At 72.1% G+C, this 18,006-nt stretch carries 13 protein-coding genes; 11 read left to right on the forward strand and 2 right to left on the reverse strand.

Going from position 1 to position 18,006, the window contains the following annotated elements:
• The first annotated feature begins 158 nt into the window (after positions 1–158).
• The 7 genes from HEP81_RS25760 to obgE all read left to right on the forward strand — a co-directional run bounded on the left by HEP81_RS25760 (position 159) and on the right by obgE (position 10,048).
• Positions 159–935 (forward strand): TIGR03936 family radical SAM-associated protein, encoded by a 777-nt coding sequence (locus HEP81_RS25760; RefSeq protein WP_037651853.1) that lies wholly within the window; start codon positions 159–161, stop codon positions 933–935.
• A gap of 263 nt (positions 936–1,198) precedes the next feature.
• Complete coding sequence (locus HEP81_RS25765; protein WP_190276034.1) at positions 1,199–5,794, forward strand: Rne/Rng family ribonuclease; 4,596 nt, start codon at positions 1,199–1,201, stop codon at positions 5,792–5,794.
• A 120-nt stretch (positions 5,795–5,914) separates the two neighbouring features.
• Positions 5,915–6,667: a phosphocholine cytidylyltransferase family protein gene (locus tag HEP81_RS25770; protein WP_190276035.1), complete on the forward strand. Its 753-nt coding sequence runs from the start codon at positions 5,915–5,917 to the stop codon at positions 6,665–6,667.
• Positions 6,655–7,722 (forward strand): iron-containing alcohol dehydrogenase family protein, encoded by a 1,068-nt coding sequence (locus HEP81_RS25775; protein WP_037651978.1) that lies wholly within the window; start codon positions 6,655–6,657, stop codon positions 7,720–7,722. The genes HEP81_RS25770 and HEP81_RS25775 overlap by 13 nt, the downstream gene beginning before the upstream one ends.
• 170 nt (positions 7,723–7,892) lie before the next feature.
• On the forward strand, positions 7,893–8,213 hold the full coding sequence (gene rplU, locus HEP81_RS25780; RefSeq protein WP_009188585.1) for a 50S ribosomal protein L21: 321 nt from the start codon (positions 7,893–7,895) through the stop codon (positions 8,211–8,213).
• Positions 8,214–8,227: 14 nt separating this feature from the next.
• Positions 8,228–8,482, forward strand: a complete 255-nt coding sequence (gene rpmA / locus HEP81_RS25785; protein WP_030779398.1) for a 50S ribosomal protein L27 — start codon at positions 8,228–8,230, stop codon at positions 8,480–8,482.
• 120 nt (positions 8,483–8,602) lie between these two features.
• Positions 8,603–10,048: a GTPase ObgE gene (gene obgE, locus HEP81_RS25790; RefSeq protein WP_037651858.1), complete on the forward strand. Its 1,446-nt coding sequence runs from the start codon at positions 8,603–8,605 to the stop codon at positions 10,046–10,048.
• A gap of 101 nt (positions 10,049–10,149) precedes the next feature.
• Here the strand turns inward: obgE and galU are convergent, their stop codons facing one another.
• Together galU and HEP81_RS25800 are read right to left on the reverse strand one after the other, a co-directional pair.
• The gene (galU, locus tag HEP81_RS25795) at positions 10,150–11,058 is read right to left on the reverse strand and encodes a UTP--glucose-1-phosphate uridylyltransferase GalU (RefSeq protein WP_154823261.1); all 909 of its coding nucleotides are present in this window, start codon (positions 11,056–11,058) and stop codon (positions 10,150–10,152) included.
• A gap of 109 nt (positions 11,059–11,167) precedes the next feature.
• The gene (locus tag HEP81_RS25800) at positions 11,168–13,471 is read right to left on the reverse strand and encodes a bifunctional glycosyltransferase/CDP-glycerol:glycerophosphate glycerophosphotransferase (protein ID WP_037655007.1); all 2,304 of its coding nucleotides are present in this window, start codon (positions 13,469–13,471) and stop codon (positions 11,168–11,170) included.
• 779 nt (positions 13,472–14,250) lie between these two features.
• Here HEP81_RS25800 and proB point away from each other — a divergent pair.
• The 4 genes from proB to HEP81_RS25820 all read left to right on the forward strand — a co-directional run bounded on the left by proB (position 14,251) and on the right by HEP81_RS25820 (position 17,934).
• Entirely contained in the window at positions 14,251–15,369 is a 1,119-nt protein-coding gene (proB, locus tag HEP81_RS25805; protein ID WP_037655010.1) for a glutamate 5-kinase, read from the forward strand.
• Positions 15,370–15,501: 132 nt separating this feature from the next.
• Positions 15,502–15,927, forward strand: a complete 426-nt coding sequence (locus HEP81_RS25810) for a hypothetical protein (protein WP_037655012.1) — start codon at positions 15,502–15,504, stop codon at positions 15,925–15,927.
• Between the two features lie 85 nt (positions 15,928–16,012).
• Positions 16,013–17,299 carry a glutamate-5-semialdehyde dehydrogenase gene (locus HEP81_RS25815; protein ID WP_037655015.1) on the forward strand — a complete coding sequence of 429 codons (1,287 nt, stop codon included), beginning with the start codon at positions 16,013–16,015 and terminating at the stop codon, positions 17,297–17,299.
• Positions 17,300–17,385: 86 nt separating this feature from the next.
• The gene (locus tag HEP81_RS25820; protein ID WP_037655017.1) at positions 17,386–17,934 is read left to right on the forward strand and encodes an SCO2584 family spore wall biosynthesis protein; all 549 of its coding nucleotides are present in this window, start codon (positions 17,386–17,388) and stop codon (positions 17,932–17,934) included.
• The last annotated feature ends 72 nt before the right edge of the window (positions 17,935–18,006 follow it).

Raw genomic sequence — 18,006 nt, forward strand, 5'->3', positions numbered from 1 at the left:
AAGGGAGGGTAACCGTCCGTGCCCGTTCCGCTCCCGGTCGACACGGCGGGAACCCCGGAGCGCCGTGGCACGTACTCTTGGGAGGAGTACGACCGCTCTCACGAAGGACTAGGACACTGGGCAAGCGACAGCCCGAAGGCCCGCCGCCCGCACCCGCGGTGCAGCGCATCCGACTGCGCTACACCAAGCGCGGCCGCCTGAGGTTCACCAGCCACCGAGACTTCCAGCGCGCCTTCGAGCGTGCGCTGCGCCGCGCCGAGGTGCCCATGGCTTACTCGGCCGGATTCACGCCGCACCCGAAGGTGTCGTATGCCAATGCCGCACCCACCGGCACCGGCAGCGAGGCGGAGTACCTGGAGATCGCGCTCACCGCGTCGCGCGACCCCGAGCAACTGCGCGTCCTCCTCGACGAGTCGCTGCCCACCGGGCTCGACATCGTCGACGCGGTCGAGGCGCACACCTCGGGTCTCGCCGACCGGCTGACGGCCTCCGTCTGGGAGCTCAGGCTCACCGGAGTCGATCCGGCCGACGCCGAGCGCGCGGTCGAGGCCTTCAACGGGGCCGAGTCCGTCGAGGTGCAGCGCATGGCCAAGAACGGTGTGCGCACCTTCGACGCCCGCCCGGCCGTGGCGAGCCTTCAGGCGTACGGCGCACCGGCTGATGGGCCGACCGACCAGCCCTGTGCGATACTGCGGCTGGTTGTTCGGCACGTGACGCCTGCCGTACGACCCGACGACGTCCTGTCCGGTCTCCGCGCCGTGGCCGACCTGGCGCCGCCGGTCCCCGCAGCGGTGACCAGGCTGGCGCAGGGGCTGTTCGATGAAGAGACCGGCACGGTGACCGACCCGCTCGCGCCCGACCGCGAGGCAGCCACGGCCCAAACGGCCGTACCGGCTGCCGCCGCGACGGTGCAGGTGCCGGAAGGTCCCGCGTAGGACGCACGCCGTAGCGCCGCCCTTGTACTCGGGAGCCACCTGGGTCGGGCAGCGCACCGACCAGAAGACTTTCGCCAGGCCGTACCGACAAGGCGTACGGAACCGGCGAGACAGGACACAGAGTGCTCCCGTGCGGCGCCCGCGCCCCGGACGGCGGCCAATCGCGCATCGCGCGGGCCGCGGACGTCACCGGTGGACGGCCCCTTCGGGCCGGTGCCGGAACCAGGCGCGGCGCCCGGGAGCCTGACGGGAGAAACGCCCGCATGCTTGAGCCGACCGAACCCATCGAGGGTTCCGAACTGAACACACCGAGCGACACCCTGCCGCCGCGCAGGCGTCGCCGTGCCGCCTCCCGCCCCGCGGGTCCGCCCGTCGCGGCGGAGGCACCCACCGAGGTCACCGTCCCGGCCATACCGGCCGCGGAGGACACCGAGGAGCCGGTGGAGACCGCCGGGGCCCAGGCCCCGCAGGCGGCCGAGGAGGCCGCACCGGCCGCGCGCCCGCGCCGCCGTGCCGCACGTCGCGCCTCCGCGCCCGCCGGGGCGCCCGCCGCCGAGGCCGTCGAGCCCGCGGAGACCGTCGCACCGGCCGCCGCGGAGGTCACCGAGGGCGGCGAGGTCGTCGTCGGCGAGGAGGCCGCACCGCGGCGCACCCGCCGCCGCGCCACCCGCAGCGTCGCGACGCCGGCCGCGGAGGCGGCCGCCGCCGAGACCCCGGCCGCGACCACCACTGAGCCCGCGCCCGAGGACGAGGCGCCCGCCGCGCGTCCGCGCCGCCGCGCCGCCCGTCGTGCCGCCGCGCCCGCCGCCGAGGTCACCGAGACCGTCGCACCCACCGCCGAGGCCGCCGAGACCACGGCCGCCGAGGCCGAGCCGGTCGAGGAGGCGCCCGCCGCGCGCCCCCGCCGTCGTGCCACGCGTCGTGCGTCGGCGCCCGCCGGTGCGCCCGCCGCCACCGAGGTGGCGGAGGCCGTCGAGCAGGCGGACACCGTCGTGCCGCCGACCGCCGCCCCGGCCGAGCCGGTCCAGGCGGAGGCGCCCGCCGCCCCCGCCCGTCGCCGTGCCGCCCGCCGCGCCTCCGCGCCCGCCGGCTCGCCCGAGGCTGCCGAGGCCACCGAGACCGTCGTCCGGGCCACCGTCGAGGACGCTTCCGAGGTCGCCCCGGCCGAGGAGGAGCCCGCGGCCGAGGCCGCCCCCGCCCGTACCCGCCGCCGTGCCACCCGCCGCGCCTCCGCGCCCGCCGGCTCGCCCGAGGCTGCCGAGGCCACCGAGACCGTCGTCCGGGCCACCGTCGAGGACGCTTCCGAGGTCGCCCCGGCCGAGGAGGAGCCCGCGGCCGAGGCCGCCCCCGCCCGTACCCGCCGCCGTGCCACCCGCCGCGCCTCCGCGCCCACCGGTGCGCCGAAGGCCGCCGAGGAGACCCCCGCGGAGCCGGTTGCCGAGTCGGTCGCCGAGCCCGCCGTCGAGGCGCAGGCCCCCGCCGTCGAGGCCGAGAGCGCCGTGAGCGCCGAGAGCGAGGACGACGCCGCCCCGCGCCGTGCCCGCCGTCGCGCCACCCGCCGGGTCACCGCGCCCGAGAGCGCCCCCGCCGAGGCCGCGCACACCCCGGAGGTTCCCGTCACCACGCACACCACCGAGCCCGCGCCGGCCGCCGAGGCCGTCCCGGCCGCCGCCGAGGCGTCCGGGGCCGCCGAGACCCCCGCGCCGCGCCGCGCCCGGCGCCGGTCCGTGCGCCCCGCGTCCGGGTTCTCCGAGCCCGCGCGCGGCGCCGGGGCCGAGGAGGGCTCGCGCCGTCCGGCCCGTCCCGCCGTCGCCGTCTTCCAGGCGCCGGTGTTCGCCGAGCCGCGCTTCCAGACCCCCGAGCGGGCCGCCGCCGAGGCCGCCGCGGGAGCCACTGAGCCCGCCGAGCCCGCCGAGCCCGTCGAGGCCGAGCAGCCCGCGGAGCCGCAGCAGCGCGCGGAGTACACCGAGGAGCGTGCCGAGGCCGGTTCGCGCCGTCGCCGTCGCCGCCGCGCCGAGCGCGTGGAGGAGGCCCCGGTCGCCGAGGCCGCCGCCGAGGAGGAGGACGAGGAGCCGGAGGGCGCCGAGGGCGAGGCCGAGGACGCCGAGGGCTACGAGGAGTCCTCCTCGCGCCGCCGTCGCCGCCGGGGTGGCCGTCGCCGCCGTCGCGGGGACGCCGCCGAGGGCGAGGGCGGCGAGGAGTCCGAGGAGCTGGCCGCCGAGCAGGCCGCGCAGGACGCCGAGGACACCGCCGAGCAGGAGGAAGAGGACGACGAGGAGGCGCACGGCGAGGAGTCGGGCGGCTCCAGCGCCGGCAGCCGTCGCCGTCGTCGCCGCCGCCGTCGTGCCGGTGAGTCCGCCGCGGACGGCGAGCCGTCCTCCGACGACCCGGAGCGTACGGTCGTCAAGGTCCGCGAGCCGCGCAAGCAGAGCGAGCCGTCCGACGAGGTGCAGTCCATCAAGGGCTCGACCCGTCTGGAGGCGAAGAAGCAGCGCCGCCGCGAGGGCCGTGAGCAGGGCCGCCGCCGTGTCCCGATCATCACCGAGGCCGAGTTCCTGGCCCGTCGTGAGGCCGTCGACCGGGTGATGGTCGTCCGCCAGCACGGCGAGCGCACCCAGATCGGCGTCCTTGAGGACAACGTGCTCGTGGAGCACTACGTCAACAAGGAGCAGTCGACGTCGTACGTCGGCAACGTCTACCTCGGCAAGGTGCAGAACGTGCTGCCGTCGATGGAGGCCGCCTTCATCGACATCGGCAAGGGCCGCAACGCCGTGCTGTACGCCGGTGAGGTCAACTTCGGCGCGCTCGGCATGGGCAACGGCCCGCGGCGCATCGAGTCCGCCCTCAAGTCCGGGCAGTCGGTCCTGGTGCAGGTCACCAAGGACCCGATCGGGCACAAGGGCGCGCGTCTGACCAGCCAGGTCTCCCTGCCGGGCCGCTACCTCGTGTACGTCCCCGAGGGCTCCATGACCGGCATCAGCCGCAAGCTGCCCGACACCGAGCGGGCCCGGCTGAAGACGATCCTCAAGAAGATCGTCCCCGAGGACGCGGGCGTCATCGTGCGCACCGCCGCCGAGGGCGCGAGCGAGGACGAGCTGCGCCGCGACGTCGAGCGGCTCCAGGCGCAGTGGGAGGACATCCAGAAGAAGGCCAAGAGCGGCAACGCGCCGACGCTGCTCTACGGCGAGCCGGACATGACCGTCCGGGTCGTGCGCGACATCTTCAACGAGGACTTCTCCAAGGTCATCGTCAGCGGTGACGAGGCCTGGCAGACGATCCACGGGTACGTCGCGCACGTCGCGCCCGACCTCGCGGGCCGCCTGTCGAAGTGGACCTCCGAGGTCGACGTCTTCGCCACCTACCGGATCGACGAGCAGCTCGCCAAGGCGCTGGACCGCAAGGTCTGGCTGCCCAGCGGCGGTTCGCTGGTGATCGACCGGACCGAGGCGATGGTCGTCGTCGACGTCAACACCGGCAAGTTCACCGGCCAGGGCGGCAACCTGGAGGAGACGGTCACCAGGAACAACCTGGAGGCGGCCGAGGAGATCGTGCGCCAGCTGCGGCTGCGCGACCTCGGCGGCATCATCGTGATCGACTTCATCGACATGGTCCTGGAGTCCAACCGGGACCTGGTGCTGCGCCGTCTGCTGGAGTGCCTGGGCCGCGACCGTACGAAGCACCAGGTGGCCGAGGTGACCTCGCTCGGCCTGGTGCAGATGACCCGTAAGCGGGTCGGCCAGGGTCTGCTGGAGTCCTTCTCCGAGACCTGTGTGCACTGCAACGGCCGCGGTGTCATCGTGCACATGGAGCAGCCCGGTTCCGCCGGTGGCGGCGGCAAGCGCAAGAAGCGCGGCCGCGGCGGCGACGCGCAGGAGCAGCCGCACGAGCACGAGCATGTGCACGAGACCGCCGCGGTCGCCGTGGACAGCGGTGAGGCCGTCGAGCCGGAGATCGAGACGGCCGCCGAGGTGGCCGCCGAGATCGCCGAGCCGGTCGCCCTGACGGCCCCGGAGTTCTCGCCGGACGAGGAGCTGTACAGCAGCGTCGCCGAGGCGGAGGCGGCGGCCGGTCGCGGCCGTTCCCGCCGCCGGGCGAGCCGTCGCGCGTCGGCCCCGGCGGGCGCGCCGAAGGCGGAGAAGTCCGCCAGGAAGGCCGCCCGGACGCAGGACGCCGACACCGAGCAGGACGTCGCGCAGCACGCCGGCGCCGAAGCCGCCGTGCCGACCGCACAGGACGTCACCGCCGAACAGGCCGCGGCCCGCCCGGTGCGGCCCGAGCCGGCCGCCGAGGCGCTGGCCGAGCCCGCCGCCGCCGAGGACCAGGTGGTTCCGGCCCCCGAGGCCGCCGAGGAGGCGCCCAAGGGCCGTACCCGCCGTCGGGCGACCCGGAAGGTGTCCGCACCGGCCGGTTCCCCCGCGGGTGCCGAGGCCACCGTGGTGACCGTCGCCGAGACCGCGCCCGCGGCCCCGGTGGCGGAGCCCGCCGCCGAGGAGGCGCCGGCGCCCGCCGAGAGCGCCGCGCCGGCCCGTCCGCGCCGTCGCGCGGTGCGGCAGACGGCCGCGCCGACCGCGTCCGAGGAGACGGCCGTGGTGGTCGTCCCGGCGGCCGCGGAAGAGGCGCCCGCGGCGGAGGCTCCCGCTGAGGAAGCCCCCGCCGAGGAGGCTCCGGCCAAGAAGACCGCCCGCAAGGCGGCCAAGAAGGCCACGGCCAAGAAGGCGGCCACCAAGAAGACGGCGGCGAAGAAGACCGCCGCCAAGAAGACCGCCGCGAAGAAGACGACGGCCAAGAAGGCGGCCGCCACGAAGAAGACGGCGGCGAAGAAGACCGCGGCGACCCCGCAGTCGGCCTCCGTCGACTGACCGGTCACCGGCACGTCTGGGTGCGGTCCTGTCCGCGAGGAGAGGGCCGCACCTGCTTTTTGGCGGGCCCGGGGCACCGCGCCCCCGGCCCGCCCCCCTGAACCGAAGGAGAGAACCGCGATGATAGGCCTCGTGCTGGCGGCCGGCGCCGGACGGCGACTGCGCCCCTACACGGACACCCTGCCCAAGGCCCTGGTGCCGGTCGGCGCACAGGACGCGCCCGAGGCCGTCTCCGTCCTGGACCTGACCCTGGGCAACTTCGCGGAGATCGGGCTGACCGAGGTCGCGGTCATCGTCGGCTACCGCAAGGAGGCCGTCTACGCGCGCCGGGCCGAGTTCGAGGAGAAGTACGGCCTGAAGCTGACGCTCATCGACAACGACAAGGCCGAGGAGTGGAACAACGCCTACTCCCTGTGGTGCGGGCGCGACGCGCTCAAGGACGGTGTGATCCTCGCCAACGGCGACACCGTGCACCCGGTCTCGGTCGAGAAGACGCTGCTGGCCGCCCGCGGTGACGGCAAGAAGATCATCCTCGCGCTGGACACCTTGAAGTCCCTGGCGGACGAGGAGATGAAGGTCGTCGTCGACCCCGCCAAGGGCATGACGAAGATCACCAAGCTGATGGACCCCGCCGAGGCGACCGGTGAGTACATCGGCGTGACCCTGATCGAGGGCGACGCGGCCGAGGAGCTGGCCGACGCGCTGCGTACGACCTTCGAGCGCGACCCCCAGCTGTACTACGAGGACGGCTACCAGGAGCTGGTCGACCGCGGCTTCCGGATCGACGTGGCGCCCATCGGCGACGTCGACTGGGTCGAGATCGACAACCACGAGGACCTCGCCCGCGGGCGGGAGATCGCATGCCGGTACTGACCCGGCTGTTCCCCTCGCCGATCGTCATGGACATCCGCGCGGGTGCCCTGGACGATCTGGCGGGCGTGCTCGCCGACCAGCGCATCTCGGACTCCGGGCGGCTCGCCGTCGCCGTCAGCCGCGGCTACGGCGCCCAGCTGCGCGAACGCCTCGCCCCCTCGCTGCCCGCCGCCACCTGGTTCGAGGTGGGCGGCGGCACCCTGGACGAGGCGGTCGACCTGGCCGACCGGATGAAGTCCGGCGACTTCGACGCGGTCGTGGGCATCGGCGGCGGCAAGATCATCGACTGTGCGAAGTACTCCGCGGCGCGGATCGGGCTGCCCCTGGTCGTGGTGCCGACGAACCTCTCGCACGACGGCATCTGCTCGCCCGTGTCCAACCTGGACAACGACGCCGGGCGCGGCTCCTACGGAGTGCCCGCGCCCATCGCCCTGTTCATCGACCTGGACGTGATCCGCGAGGCCCCGCTGCGCTTCGTGCGCTCGGGGATCGGGGACGCCCTGTCCAACATCTCCGCGGTCGCGGACTGGGAGCTGGACCACCGGGTCAACGGCGAGAAGATCGACGGTCTCGCCGCGGCCATGGCCCGTCAGGCCGGCGAGGCGGTCCTGCGGCACCCCGGCGGCTGCGGCGACGACGGGTTCCTCACCGTGCTCTCCGAGGGTCTGGTGCTGACCGGTATCGCCATGTCGATAGCGGGGCACACCCGGCCCTCCTCGGGCGCCTGCCACGAGATCAGCCACGCGCTGGACCTGCTCTACCCCCGCCGGGCCGCCGCGCACGGCGAACAGGTGGGCCTCGGCGCCGCGTTCGCCACGTATCTGCGCGGCGACCACGACGGCTCCCGGCTGATCGTGGAGGGCCTGCGCCGGCACGGGCTGCCCGTGGTGGCCGAGGAGATCGGCTTCAGCGACGAGGAGTTCGTCCGGGCCGTGGCGTTCGCGCCGGAGACCCGGCCGGGCCGCTACACCATCCTGGAGCACCTCGGGCTGTCCGCCGAGGGGATCACGGAGGCGTACGCCGGGTACGTCGCCGCGGCCGGACGCCCAGTTTGACCCCTACGGCCCCGGCCCGTAACCTTGACCGTCGGCGTGTCATAGAGCCCGCCACATCCCCGTAAACCTGTTCCTCCCGGACGCTAGGCCGGCCGGGAGAGGTCGCCCATGCGTATGCCGGGCGGCTGGCCTGCGGGGGTGCCGTTTCTTCGAGCGAAAGAGAGATCCGCGTGTACGCCATCGTGCGCAGCGGTGGTCGCCAGCACAAGGTTGCTGTCGGCGACATCGTTGAGGTTGACAAGATTTCCACCGCCAAGGTTGGCGACACGGTCGAGCTCTCGACCCTGCTCGTTGTCGACGGCGACGCTGTGACCAGCGACCCGTGGGTGCTGGCCGGCATCAAGGTCCAGGCCGAGGTCGTGGACCACCACAAGGGCCAGAAGATCGACATTCTGCGCTACAAGAACAAGACCGGCTACCGCCGTCGGCAGGGCCACCGCCAGCAGTACACGGCGATCAAGGTCACGTCGATCCCCACGGCTGCGAAGTAAGGGACTGAGAAGACATGGCACACAAGAAGGGCGCATCGTCCACCCGGAACGGTCGCGACTCCAATGCCCAGCGGCTCGGCGTGAAGCGCTTCGGCGGTCAGGTCGTCAACGCTGGTGAGATCCTGGTCCGCCAGCGCGGTACCCACTTCCACCCCGGCGCCGGTGTCGGCCGTGGCGGCGACGACACCCTGTTCGCCCTGCTGCCGGGCGCGGTGGAGTTCGGTACCCACCGTGGCCGCAAGGTCGTGAACATCGTTCCGGTCGCCTGAATCAGCTGATTCGGCATCGAACGTTTCGCGAGGCGGACCTCACTTCCCGTTCGGGAAGGCGGGTCCGCCTTTCGCGTGTTAGTACCAAGACATACCCGTAATTTCTGGAGGCACTGAACCATGACCACCTTCGTGGACCGCGTCGAACTGCATGTCGCCGCGGGTAACGGGGGCCACGGCTGTGCCTCCGTCCACCGTGAGAAGTTCAAGCCGCTGGGCGGCCCGGACGGCGGTAACGGCGGGCGTGGCGGTGACGTCATCCTGACCGTGGAGCAGTCGGTCACCACGCTGCTCGACTACCACCACTCCCCGCACCGCAAGGCCACCAACGGCAAGCCCGGCGAGGGCGGCAACCGCGCCGGCAAGGACGGCCAGGACCTGATCCTGCCGGTCCCGGACGGCACCGTGGTGCTCGACAAGGCGGGCAATGTCCTCGCCGACCTGGTCGGGCAGGGGACGTCGTACATCGCCGCCCAGGGCGGCCGCGGCGGCCTCGGCAACGCGGCGCTGTCCTCGGCCCGCCGCAAGGCGCCCGGCTTCGCGCTGCTCGGTGTGCCCGGGGAGCTCCAGGACGTCGTCCTGGAGCTGAAGACCGTCGCCGACGTGGCGCTGGTCGGCTATCCGAGCGCCGGCAAGTCCTCGCTGATCTCGGTGCTCAGCGCCGCCAAGCCGAAGATCGCGGACTACCCCTTCACCACCCTGGTGCCCAACCTCGGTGTGGTCACCGCGGGCTCCACCGTCTACACCATCGCCGACGTGCCGGGACTGATCCCGGGCGCCAGCCAGGGCAAGGGCCTGGGCCTGGAGTTCCTGCGGCATGTGGAGCGGTGCAGCGTGCTGGTGCACGTCCTGGACACCGCGACCCTGGAGTCCGACCGCGACCCGCTCTCCGACCTCGACATCATCGAGGAGGAGCTGCGGCAGTACGGCGGTCTCGACAACCGGCCCCGCATCGTCGTCCTGAACAAGATCGACGTGCCCGACGGCAAGGACCTCGCCGAGATGGTCCGCCCCGATCTGGAGGCTCGCGGCTACCGCGTCTTCGAGGTGTCGGCGGTCGCCCACATCGGTCTGCGCGAGCTGTCCTTCGCCCTCGGTGAGCTGGTCGGCAAGGCGCGTGCGGCCAAGCCCAAGGAAGAGGCCACGCGGATCGTCATCCGGCCCAAGGCCGTGGACGACGCCGGCTTCACCGTCACCCGTGAGGGTACCGACGCCGAGCCGCTGTTCCGGGTGCGCGGCGAGAAGCCCGAGCGCTGGGTGCGGCAGACCGACTTCAACAACGACGAGGCCGTCGGCTATCTCGCCGACCGGCTCAACCGCCTCGGTGTGGAAGAGAAGTTGATGAAGGCGGGCGCCCGGGGCGGCGACGGCGTCGCCATCGGCCCCGAGGAGAACGCGGTCGTCTTCGACTGGGAGCCGTCGGTCACGGCGGGCGCCGAGATGCTCGGCCGCCGCGGCGAGGACCACCGCTTCGAGGCACCCCGCCCCGCGGCCCAGCGCCGCCGGGACCGGGACGCCGAACGGGACGAGGCCGGCCGGGAGTTCGACGACTTCGAGCCGTTCTAGACAGAGCCGATGACGGTTTGAACAGAGCCGATGGCAGAGGGCGGGCCCGGAGGAGAAATCCTCCGGGCCCGCCCTCTGTCGTATCCGCCGCGGGGGCCGGATCAGCCCTCGCTCAGCTCCTGGCCGACGTAGCCGCGCAGCCAGGTCCGGAACTCCGGTCCCAGGTCCTCGCGTTCGCAGGCGAGCCGGACGATGGCGCGCAGGTAGTCGCCGCGGTCGCCGGTGTCGTAGCGGCGGCCGCGGAAGACGACGCCGTGCACCGGGCCGCCCAGCTTCTCGTCGGTGGCGAGTTGCTGGAGCGCGTCGGTCAGCTGGATCTCGCCGCCGCGGCCCGGCTCGGTCTCGCGCAGGACATCGAAGATCTGCGGGGCCAGCACATAGCGGCCGATGACCGCGTAGTTGGAGGGGGCGTCGGCCGGGTCGGGCTTCTCGACCAGTCCGCTGATCCTGACGACATCGCCCTCGGCGGTGGCCTCGACGGCGGCGCAGCCGTAGAGGTGGATCTGCTCGGGCGCGACCTCCATGAGGGCGATCACGCTGCCGCCGTGCTGCTCCTGGATCTCGATCATGCGCTGGAGCAGGGGGTCGCGGGGGTCGATCAGGTCGTCGCCGAGCAGGACCGCGAAGGGCTCGTGGCCGACGTGCGGGGCCGCGCACAGCACGGCGTGGCCGAGGCCCCTGGGGTCGCCCTGGCGGACGTAGTGCATGGTCGCCAGGTCGCTGGATTCCTGCACCTTGGCGAGCCGGCTCGCGTCGCCCTTCTTCTGAAGGGCCGACTCCAGCTCGTAGTTGCGGTCGAAGTGGTCCTCCAGGGGACGCTTGTTACGACCGGTGATCATCAGGACGTCGTCGAGCCCCGCGGACACGGCCTCCTCGACCACGTACTGGATCGCGGGCTTGTCGACGACCGGCAGCATCTCCTTGGGAGTCGCCTTGGTCGCCGGCAGGAACCGGGTACCGAGACCCGCCGCCGGTATGACCGCCTTGGAAATGGTGGGGCGGGAAGCCATCAGGTGTTCGTCTCTCTCGTTTAGCGCGTCGGGCGCCGGTGCGGCCGGGGGTCGGTCCCGGCCGCGTTCGGGCGTCGATGAGCCGTGCTCAGGCACGGCTGGGCCCGGCTCAGGCGTCGATGAGGCCGTGCTCACCGGTGGGCTGCCGCGGGATGCGGGCCTGGGCGAGCGTCCCCGGTGCGGGCGCGGGCGTCCGCTCGTCCAGCGGAAGCACCGCGGGGGTGGTCTCCCGCTGGCCGAGGTAGAGCCGGCGCACCACACGCTCGGCCGCGTTTCCGTCGTCGAACTGCACGAAGCGCTCACGGAACGCGGCACGCAGCTCGGCGGCCTTGGAGCCGTTCCAGGCACCGGAACGGAAGACCTCGATCAGCTGGTCCTCGTCGGTCGCGGTCGCACCCGGCGTCTCGCCCGGCTGGCCGGAGAGGATGTCGAAGTAGACACCGCGGGCCTTGCGGTAGACCTCCCAGTCGTCCGCGTAGGTGACGATCGGGCGGTCCAGGCACGCGTAGTCGAACATGATGGACGAGTAGTCCGTGATCAGCGCGTCGGCGGCCAGGCAGAGGTCCTCCACCACCGGGTACGTCGACACGTCCTTGATCAGACCACGCTCCTGGAGGGCCTCCAGGCGGGGGTCGGCGCCGTAGAAGTAGTGCGTGCGCACCAGGACGACGAAGTCCGGGCCGAGCTCGGAGCAGAAGCGCTCCAGGTCGATCCGGGGGACGTAGCCCTTCTGGTAGTCGCGCACGGTCGGGCAGTACAGGATGGCCTTCTTGCCGTCCTCGATGCCCAGCTCGCGGCGGATGCGCAGGACGTCGTCACCGTCGGTGCGGAAGAAGACGTCGTTGCGCGGGTAGCCGAACTCGATCGCCTCGAACGCGCAGGGGTAGACCCGCTCCCAGTTCTCCGTGGAGTGCTGGTTGGAGGTGAGGCTCAGGTCCCACTTGTCGGCCCGCTCCAGCATCTTGGCGAAGCTCATGTTCTTCGCCGCCGCCGGGTACTTCTGCTGGTCGATGCCCATCTGCTTCAGCGGGGTGCCGTGATGGGTCTGGAGGAAGACCTGCTCGGGGCGCTTGACGATGTTGTTCGGGAAGTTGACGTTGTTGACGAGGTACTTGGCGCGGGCCATGACCTCCCAGTAACGCGGCGAGTTGGCCACCACGTAGTCGACGCCCGCGGGGATGTTGTCCACCATGTCGCGGCGCACGATCCACACCCCGTGCACGTTCGGGGCGAGTTCCTTGGCCTTGTGGTAGATGGCCGCGGGGTTGCAGGCGACACCGCGGTTCCAGTAGGCCGCGTAGACCGCGAGGTTCTCGTCCACCGGGCGGCGCAGATGCAGCCGGTACAGCCGGTTGTAGGCGGTCTTGCCGAGCTTGGTCTTGACCTTGGTGGCGCGCTGGATGACCTGGCGGCGGGTGTTGCCGGCGGCGGTCACCGTGGCGTACGCCGTGTAGGAGCCGCGCTCCAGCAGCTGGAACCGGACGCCCTGGGAGCCCTCGGGGAGCATGAAGCCCTTGGGCTTGTAGCGCTTGTACGAGGCGGCCGCGAGCTTGAAGAACTCCGCGCGGTCCTTGGGGACGATGCGGTCCTCGCGGGCCAGCGTGAACAGGTAGTGGCTCGCCGCGCGCTCGAACAGCAGGGCGCGCACGGGCTCGGTCTCGGGGTGCTGGTCGAGGAACTCGAACAGGCGCGCGTACTGCTGGAAGATGCCGAAGTGCTTGCGGCCGGGCGTCCGCATGGAGTTGCCCTGGCGGCGCTGGCGGTACTCGACGCAGACGTGGTCGGTGGCGGCGATGGTCTGCGCGGTCAGCATGGTCTTGTAGACCATGAGCGCGTCCTCGTAGATGCCGTCCGTGAAGATGAAGTTGTTGCCGACGTAGAACTCGCGGCGGTAGGCGCGGTTCCAGACGACGGCGAACATGGTGAGGAAGTCCGGCCGTTCGAGCGCCGTGAAGACGTCCGTGCCCGCGCTCGCGAGGAGTTCACCGGCCGCGCTCGCCTGGACCCGGTTGTTCCAGTACGTGCGGACGTGGTTGAGCAGCAGGATGTCGGGGTCGCCCGTGGCCTCCAGCCGGTCGGCGATCGCCTGGAGCGCGCCGTCGGCCAGGGTGTCGTCGCTGTCCAGGAAGAGGATGTACTCGCCGCGGGACTTCAGCGCACCGGCGTCACGCGCCTTTCCGATGCCCTGGTTCTCCTCCAGGTGCACGGGTATGACGCGGCTGTCGAGGGCGGCGTATTCATCGAGTATCCGACCGCAGGCGTCCGGCGAGTGGTCGTCGATGGCGACGATCTCGAAATCCTCGAAGGACTGGGACAGAATGGAGTCCAAGCACGCACGGAGATATCCCTGGACTTTGTAGACAGGGACGACAACGCTTATTTTCGGCGAAGCGTTTCCATTCGCTACGGGCATGCTTGGGGCTCCTGGACTGTCGGTCAGACTCTCAACCGCCTCCCGCTGCCGGTGCGGAGCGGAAGGCGAGAGGCACAAGGAGTGCGAGGTTAAGGGGCGTTTAACCCTACCCTAACGTGCCCTACCGGATGGTCTCACCGTATGACCGGACGGGACCCGGTCGCCCGGGTGTGGCGTGACTCACGGGCGGGTGCGCAGGGCTTCCGAAGTGGCCGGATCCGGGGTTGCGGGCAGGGCGGTGCCGATACGTGCCGATGGCCGCCCGCCCGGGTAAGAGAAGGTGAGCCCACGGTGAGAACGGCGCTTCCAGCGGCGCGAACCGGACGATCCGGTCAACCCGCCCCGCGCGGTCCGGCCGGGGCCCGTGGTGCGGATGTTGTGCGTTCCGGTCCATGGTTTCGGGCGGGATGTGGTGGATTCGACACCGATCCACACGGCGCGGTCGCAAGCCCTGTGCCCGGCCGGGCGCCCATCGGCGGCATCCGGTGCGGTGGCGGTGGCGGCACCTCGCGCGGTGAAATGAGGGCCGGCACGGCGAAGAATTCCCCCGAGAACCGGAAATGAAAAAAGCCACGCGCCTTTCGTGAATTGCACATCTCGTGAATGGTCGCGCGCTCTCCCTTTCCCATCGGTTACTCGGACACCGTCCGCCCGCCGGACGGTGTCCGCTCGGCGAAACCGGAGCGCACCGAAGCCCCCCGGTCGCGTACATTGCGCAGCACGAGGCCGGTACACGGGCGAAAGGGACGGCGGGCAAGGTGGCAAGCGCGAGGCAGGCCGTGGGCACGGCCCGCAGGATCGTCGTCAAGGTGGGGTCCTCCTCGCTGACCAGTGCGGCGGGCGGGCTGGACGCCGACCGGGTGGACGCCCTGGTGGATGTGCTGGCCAAGAGCCGCGGCACCGGGGACAGGGAGGGGAACAGGGAGGTCGTCCTCGTCTCCTCCGGAGCCATCGCCGCCGGGCTCGCGCCGCTCGGGCTGCGCCGCCGGCCCCGGGACCTCGCCCGGCAGCAGGCCGCCGCCAGCGTCGGACAGGGGCTGCTGGTCGCCCGGTACACCGCCTCCTTCGCCCGGTACGGCGTCCGCGTCGGCCAAGTCCTGCTCACCAGCGACGACATGAGCCGCCGCGCCCATCACCGCAACGCCTCGCGCACCCTCGACAAGCTCCTCGCGATGGGCGCCCTGCCGATCGTCAACGAGAACGACACCGTCGCCACCGACGAGATCCGCTTCGGCGACAACGACCGGCTCGCCGCCCTCGTCGCCCACCTCGTCCACGCCGACCTGCTCGTCCTCCTCTCCGACGTGGACGGCGTCTACGACGGGGACCCCAGCAGGCCCGGCACCTCCCGGATAGCGGAGATCCACGGCCCCGAGGACCTCGAGGGCGTCGAGATCGGCAGCGCGGGCAAGGCGGGCGTCGGCACCGGCGGCATGGTGACCAAGGTGGAGGCCGCCCGGATCGCGGCCGCCGCCGGCATCCCGGTGGTGCTGACCTCCGCCGTGCACGCGGCGGACGCTCTCGGCGGCGGCGACACCGGCACGTACTTCCACCCCACCGGCAAGCGCTCCGCCGACCGGCTGCTCTGGCTCCAGCACGCCTCCACCCCACAGGGCGCGCTCACGTTGGACGACGGCGCAGTGGCGGCGGTCGTCCAGGGCCGCAAGTCGCTGCTGCCCGCCGGGATCGCCGCCGTCGAGGGCGAGTTCAGTGCGGGCGACCCCGTGGAGCTGCGGGACGCCGATGGCCGCGCGGTGGCGCGAGGGCTCGTCAGCTTCGACGCCAAGGAGATCCCCCGGCTGATCGGTCGTTCGACCCACGAGCTGGCACGCGAGCTGGGTCCGGCGTACGAACGCGAGGTCGTACACAGGGACGACCTGGTGCTCCTGCACGGGTGACACTCGTACAGCGGGGCGCCCCCGGGGGCCTCCGGTGGGGGACGTTCCGTGAAACCGCCCCGCGAAGCCTTACGGCCTGCTCAACTTTGTGTGCGAGACATGTTTCCGAGCACTTGGGTGAAGGAGGCCGTCGTGAGACGAGTGCGCCCTGGGGGTACCACCCGAGGTGCCCTGACGAGCGTCGCGGCCGGGACCACCTACGAGGAACCCAGGGACCTGCCCCGGCTGTGGCACGTCACGCTCAGCGTGGCCGGCAAGAGCGTCCCCCTCACGGACCTGCGGCGGGCCCTGGAACAGCTGGCTCACGACCACCCCTTCCTGCTGACCAGCAGATACGCGAGTGATCACGCCGAGATCCGGTACTGGGAAGAGGCCCGCGACCTGCATGACGCGGCCGCGGTCGCACTGCGCCTGTGGGGCGAGCACCGGCTCAGCTCCGGACTGCCCCCGTGGGAGATCGTCGGTCTGGAGGTCATCGACCGCGAGACGTACCACCAGCGCATCGCGGAGGGGTACGGACCGTTGCCCGCGACCCCCGTAGGGGTCCACCCCTTCTGAGCCCTTACCGGGGTTTTCCGGGGTTTTCGTCTCGGGGTGTGGAACACGCGCGGAAGGGCTCCGCACCCCGCACTACCCTTCCCCCATGACCACGCTCTCGCCGTACGACTCGATGTCCCCGGTCACCCAGGCCGCCTACCGGGCCAGGGCCGCCGCCGCCGACCTCGCGCCGCTGCCGCGCGCCGTGAAGGACGACGCGCTGCTGGCGATCGCCGACGCCCTGGAGGTACGGACCGGGGAGATCATCGAGGCCAACGCCAAGGACGTGGCCAAGGCGCGCGAGAGCGGCACCAGCGAGGCCATCGTGGACCGGCTCACCCTCACCCCCGAGCGGGTCCGGGCCATCGCCGCCGACGTCCGCGACGTGGCAGGGCTGCCCGACCCGGTCGGCGAGGTGGTCCGCGGCTCCACCCTGCCCAACGGCATCGACCTGCGCCAGGTCCGCGTCCCGCTCGGCGTCGTCGGCATCGTCTACGAGGCCCGCCCCAATGTCACCGCGGACGCCGCCGCGCTCTGCCTGAAGTCCGGCAACGCGGTCCTGCTGCGCGGCTCCGCCTCCGCCTACGAGTCCAACACCGCCCTCGTCCGGGTGATCCGGGACGCGGTCGGCGGCGCCGGGCTGCCCGCCGACGCCGTACAGCTGGTGCCGGGGGAGAGCCGTGAGTCCGTGCGCGAGCTGATGCGCGCCCGGGGCCTGGTCGACGTCCTCATCCCGCGCGGCGGCGCCTCCCTGATCAGGACCGTGGTCAGCGAGTCCACCGTGCCCGTCATCGAGACCGGCACCGGCAACTGCCATGTCTACGTCGACGCACAGGCCGACATCGACATGGCGATCGACATCCTCGTCAACTCCAAGGCCCAGCGGGTCAGCGTGTGCAACGCGGCCGAGACCCTGCTGGTCCACCAGGACATCGCCGCCGAGTTCCTGCCGCGTGCCCTGGACGCGCTGGCCGAGGCCGGTGTCACCGTGCACGCGGACGAGCGGGTCATGGCCCACGCCGAGGGCTCGAAGGCCACCGTGGTCGAGGCGACCCCGGAGGACTGGGAGACCGAGTACCTGTCGTACGACATCGCCGCCGCCGTCGTGGACTCCCTCGACAAGGCCGTCGAGCACATCCGGCTGTGGACCTCCGGGCACACCGAGGCGATCGTCACCACCTCGCAGCAGGCCGCCCGCCGCTTCACCCAGTTGGTCGACTCGACCACGGTCGCCGTGAACGCCTCCACCCGGTTCACCGACGGCGGCCAGTTCGGCTTCGGCGCGGAGATCGGCATCTCCACCCAGAAGCTGCACGCCCGGGGCCCGATGGGCCTGCCGGAGCTGACCAGCACCAAGTACATCGTCACCGGCGACGGACACATCCGCCGCTGACCTCTCGCCTCCGGGGGGCGTCTCGACAGGCGGATGAATTTCCGTACCGTCTGCCCAAATTGACCCCCCAGGTCTACTCTGGTCATGTGCCGGAGGACGTGGGGGGCACGCCGTTCCCTGACGGCTGGGAGCCCGACGACGACCACGACCGCGGGGTGTCGGACGAAGAGTTCGCCTCCGTGGTCTTCGACGAGGAATTCGTACGGGCGGCCACTGTCCATGAGCCGACCGCCGTCGAACGCCTCCTTGCCGCCGCGGAGGCCAGAGCCGAGGCATCCGAGGCCGCCCGCCGCGCCCGCGCCCGGGGCGAGCGGTACGACGACGCCTACGGGGGCGCCGAATTCGGCGAGGACCCGGACGACGACGATCTCGACGACCTGGACGACGTCTACGCCCTCGACCGGGGGCCCTTCGACGGCCATGGCAGACAGGCCCGCTGGCACCGGCCGGTGGCCTGGGTGCTCGCCGTGGTGATGGGCGTCGGCATGGTGGCCCTCGCCTTCGCCGCGGTCTACCGGGGCGCCTCCTCGGGCACCCGGGACCAGCTGCCGTCGTCCACCACGACGGGCCAGAACCGGATCCCCACGGTCGCTCCCGTGCGCCCCACGGTGTCGGCGGTGCCCCACCTGCCCTGATCGGCTCCGGGTGAGGAGTTGTCAGAAGTTGTGGCAGAGCGGGGCGTTTACCCGGGGCCCCACAAACCCACT

Source organism: Streptomyces griseofuscus, assembly GCF_014673495.1.
Classification (GTDB): domain Bacteria; phylum Actinomycetota; class Actinomycetes; order Streptomycetales; family Streptomycetaceae; genus Streptomyces; species Streptomyces murinus.